The 4208-nt window shown below is 69.2% G+C and carries 5 protein-coding genes; all 5 read right to left on the bottom strand.

Annotation, left to right across the window (positions count from 1 at the left end; all coding sequences use genetic code 11):
- Positions 1–470 (bottom strand): ATP-binding cassette domain-containing protein (locus ACT84W_RS04500; protein ID WP_444328349.1); only part of this gene is annotated, 470 nt, incomplete at its 3' end.
- Positions 470–1270, bottom strand: a complete 801-nt coding sequence (locus ACT84W_RS04495; protein WP_417576676.1) for a deoxyribonuclease IV — start codon at positions 1268–1270, stop codon at positions 470–472. The genes ACT84W_RS04495 and ACT84W_RS04500, both read right to left, overlap by 1 nt.
- 57 nt (positions 1271–1327) lie before the next feature.
- The gene (gene coaBC, locus ACT84W_RS04490) at positions 1328–2548 is read right to left on the bottom strand and encodes a bifunctional phosphopantothenoylcysteine decarboxylase/phosphopantothenate--cysteine ligase CoaBC (protein WP_444328348.1); all 1221 of its coding nucleotides are present in this window, start codon (positions 2546–2548) and stop codon (positions 1328–1330) included.
- Positions 2548–3270, bottom strand: a complete 723-nt coding sequence (locus ACT84W_RS04485) for a zinc ribbon domain-containing protein (protein ID WP_444328347.1) — start codon at positions 3268–3270, stop codon at positions 2548–2550. The genes coaBC and ACT84W_RS04485 overlap by 1 nt, the downstream gene beginning before the upstream one ends.
- A gap of 35 nt (positions 3271–3305) precedes the next feature.
- The coding region (locus ACT84W_RS04480) for a cysteine desulfurase family protein (protein WP_444328346.1) at positions 3306–4208 on the bottom strand (903 nt) is incomplete at its 5' end.

Below are 4208 nucleotides of genomic sequence, written 5' to 3'. Positions count from 1 at the left end.
GCCTGCATGTCGAGGTGGTTCGTTGGCTCGTCCATGAGGATGACGTCCCAGGTGCCCACGAGCAGGCGCGCGAGGTCGCAGCGGCGACGCTGGCCGCCGGAGAGCTCGCCCACCTTGCCCTCCCAGTCGAGGTCGCCGATGAGCTCGTCGATGATCTGGCGGATGCGCGGGTCGCTCGCCCACACGTACTCGGGGACGTCGCCGACGACGGCGCGGCAGACGGAGTCGTCGTCGCGCAGGTCGTCTGACTGGCCGAGCCAGCCCACATGGATCCCGCCGCGGTAGGTGACCGACCCCGAGTCGGGCTCCACGGTCCGGCCGATGATCTCGAGCAGCGTGGACTTGCCGTCGCCGTTCTTTCCCACGACGCCGATGCGCTCGCCCTCGTGGACGCCGATGGTGAGGTCGTCGAGGACCTTCTTGTTGGGCCACTCGTGGGCCACGTGCTCCAAGCCTATGAGGATGCCCATTAGCCCCTCGCCTCCCCTTCTCCGGCAAAGCCGCGCAGAAGCGAGATCTCGGCGGCGTACCCGGGAAGCTCGTTCGGGGTCTCCAGGATCATCGGGAGATCGCGCAAGCGCGGGTTCGTGACGACGGCGCGGAACGCCTCGGCGCCGATGCAGCCCTCGCCGATCCGCTCATGGCGGTCCTTGTGGGAGCCGCGGGGGTTCTTCGAGTCGTTGAGGTGCAGGGCGCGCAGGCGGTCGAGGCCGATCACGCGATCGAACTCGTCGAGAACGCCGTCGAGGTCGCCCACGACGTCATAGCCTCCGTCCCACACGTGGCAGGTGTCCAGGCACACGCCGAGGAGCTCGTCGTGCTCGACGCCGTCGATGATGCGCGCGAGCTCCTCGAAGCTCCGGCCGACCTCGGTGCCCTTGCCCGCCATGGTCTCCAAAAGGACCGTCGTGCGGATGCCGGGCTCGAGGACCTCGTTTAAGCCCTCGCAGATGAGCTCGATGCCGCGCTCCGCACCCTGCTTCACATGGCTGCCGGGGTGGAAGTTGTAGTAGTTGCCGGGAAGCGACTCCATGCGAACGAGGTCGTCCGCCATGGCGCGGCGGGCGAAGTCGACGGTCACGGCCTTGGCCGAGCAGAGGTTCATGGTGTAAGGCGCATGGGCGACGAGCTTGCCGAAGCCGTTCTTCTCCATAAGGGCGCGCAGCGCAGCGACGTCGTCGGGGTCGATGGCCTTGGCCTTGCCGCCGCGGGGGTTGCGCGTGAAGAACGCGAAGGTCGTCGCCCCGATATCGAGCGCCGTACGCCCCATGGCCCCGAAGCCGTCCGAGGTCGACAAATGGCAGCCGATTGCGAGCCTATTCAATGTCTAACGTCTCCTTAGGAGGTCTCGTACCTCGTCGAGCACGATGTCGGCGACCTCGGGCAGCGGCAAGGTATCGTGCTGGTCCACCTTGGCTGGGCCCACGACGGCGATGCGGTTCGTGTCGGAGCCGAAGGTCGAGTCCGGGCGGCTCACGTCGTTGGCGATGATGGCGTCGGCGCCCTTGCGCGCAAGTTTCGACTCCGCGTTAGCTATGAGGTCGTTCGTCTCGGCGGCGAATCCGACGACGACGCGGTCGCCCTTGACGGCGCAGAGCTCCGCGAGTATGTCCGCGGTCTCGACAAGCTCGATCGCGTCGAGGCGCTCATGGGCCTTCTTGAGCTTGTGGTCAGCCGGGTGGGCCGGGGTATAGTCGGCGACGGCGGCGGTGCAGACCGCGGCGTCGCACGAGGTGAAGGCGTCGACGACGGCGTCGCGCATCTGCGCGGCGCTCACCACATCGACGCGCCTGACGCCCTCGGGGCATGGAAGCGCGGTCGGGCCCGAGACCAGGACGACCTCGGCCCCGCGGCGCGCCGCCGCCTCGGCGATCGCGTAGCCCATCTTTCCCGAGGAGGAGTTCGCGATGTAGCGAACCGGGTCGATGGCCTCGTGGGTGGGGCCAGCGGTGACGAGGAGCCTCGTGCAGACGAGGTCCTGCTCAGGATGTCCCTGGGAAAGAAGGTCGAGCGCGGCTCGCACCACGTCGGCGACGTCTGCGAGCTTGCCCTCCCCGACGTCGCCGCAGGCGAGCCGACCCTCGACGGGAAGGACGAAGCGGACACCGCGGGACTCGAGCGCGCGCACATTGGCCCGCGTCGCCGCGTTGCGCCACATGTGGGTGTTCATTCCGGGGGCGACGAGCACCGGGCAGGCGCAGGCGAGCAGCGTCGCGCTCACAGCGTCATCGGCGAGGCCCGCGGCCATCTTTGCCATGACGTTGGCCGTCGCGGGGACGACGAGCGCGAGGTCGGCCCACTCCGCGTAGTCGATGTGGGGGATGTCGGTCGCGGGGTTGCCGAAGAGGTCGTCGCAGACGGGATAGCGCGTGAGCGCCTCGAAGGTCGCGGGGCCGACGAAGCGCTCGGCTGCCGCCGTGCAAGCGACGCGGACCTCGCAGCCGGCCTTCTGAAGGCCGCGCAGGACCTCGCACGCCTTGTAGGCGGCGATACCGCCGCAGACGACGAGAAGGACCTTCATTGTCTCGGCGCAGTCGGCCTTCGCCACTACTCCTCGCCTTCCTGCGTCGTCACGAGGATGCGGTGGCAGTAGGGGCACTCGGTGATCTGCGGGCCGCGCGCGATGTCGTGGTAGAGGCTCGGCTGGAGCTTGACGCGGCAGGTCGAGGGGACGTTGCCGGTGAGGGTCTCGACGGCCAGGCCGCCCGCAAGCGCTTCGGCGGCCTCGTAGCGTGCGAGCACCTCGGCCGAGATCTCGGAGCATGCGGCGTCGCGCTCGTCCTTGAGCTTGAGGATCTGGGCGCGGACCGAGGCGGAGTCGTCCTCGAACGACTTCTTGGTCGCGGCCTCCTCCTCGTCGAGGCGGCCGAGCATCTTCTGCGCGTTGGCCTCGGCGAGCTTGAGCTTCTCGAGCTTCTCGTTTAAGGGGCCCAGGCGGAACTCGCACTTCTCGGTCACCTTGGCGAGGTGGGTCAGGGACTCCTCGACGGTGCGGGCCTCGCGGTGCGTGAGCGGTCCCTCCTCGGCCTCGGCCATGACGCGCTCGCGGACCTGGTGATAGTGCGAGATGTCGGCGTTGACGTCGACGATGTCGATCTCGGCGTCCTTGCGCTGGCCGGTGATCTTCTTGAGCTCGACCGCCACCTTCTTCTTTGCGAGAGCGATCTTCTTGAGCTTCTCCTGCTGGGGAAGCTTCTGCAGCGTGGACGCGTGGCGAAGGAGCTCGATGTCGATCTGCTGCAGGCGCAGGAGGGCGGAAGCCTCGGTCATGGTGTCCTCTTTCTCTTTGGGCCCGAAGGCGAAGGTTAGCGGTTGGCGGAGCGGGTGCTCACGATGCGAAGAAGCGCGTCGGCGAAGGCGTCGAGGTCGTCTGAGCCCACGCGCTCGTCGAACGAGACGCGCAGGGACCCCAGCGCCTCCTGGCGCGGGATGCCCATGGCGGAGAGCACGTGCGAGGGGTCGAGGGACCCCGACGAGCAGGCGGAGCCGGCCGAGACCTCGAAGCCCGCGTCGTCGAGGGCGAGGATCATGGTCTCGGAGTCGAGCGAGGGCACGAGCAGGCTCACCATGCCGGGCAGGCGGTCGTCGCCGACCACGGTGCCGGCGGTTGGCTTGATGCCCGTCCCCTCGGCGCAGAGCCTGGCGTAGAGCGCTCGGGCGCGGGTCGCGGTCGCTGCGCGCGAGGCCTCGAGGCCGGAGGCGCACTCCTTGGCCGCGGCCGCGAAAGCGAGCGCTCCCCGGATGTCCTGGGTACCGGGGCGTCGCCCCAGCTCCTGGCCGCCGCCGAACTGGCGCGGCCGAATGTTCACGCGACCCCGGACGGCAAGAAGACCTATGCCCACAGGCCCGCCGATCTTGTGGGCGGCGCAGCTCACGGCGTCGACGTCGGAAAGATCGAGGGGAATGCGCCCGAAGGCCTGGACCGCGTCGGTGTGGAAGACGGCGCCCGCCCCGTGGGCGACGCGGGCGAGGTCGGCCACGGGCTGGACGACGCCCGTCTCGTTGTTCGCGTACATGACGGAGACGAGCGCGGTGTCGGGGCCGACGAGCTCGGCAAGCGCCTCGGGCGCCACCTTGCCGTCGCGCCCGGGACGCGCGAGCTCGACCTCGAAACCTGACGCGCGCAGGGGCGCGGCGACGTCGAGGACGGAGTCGTGCTCGATGGCGGACACGACGACCTTCGTGCGCCGGCGGTCGCGCTCGCGAGC

It is taken from the genome of Paratractidigestivibacter sp. (assembly GCF_052362415.1).
Taxonomy (GTDB): domain Bacteria; phylum Actinomycetota; class Coriobacteriia; order Coriobacteriales; family Atopobiaceae; genus Paratractidigestivibacter.
Note: the sequence above shows the minus strand (reverse complement) of the source record. Positions and strands in the feature narration are given on the sequence as shown.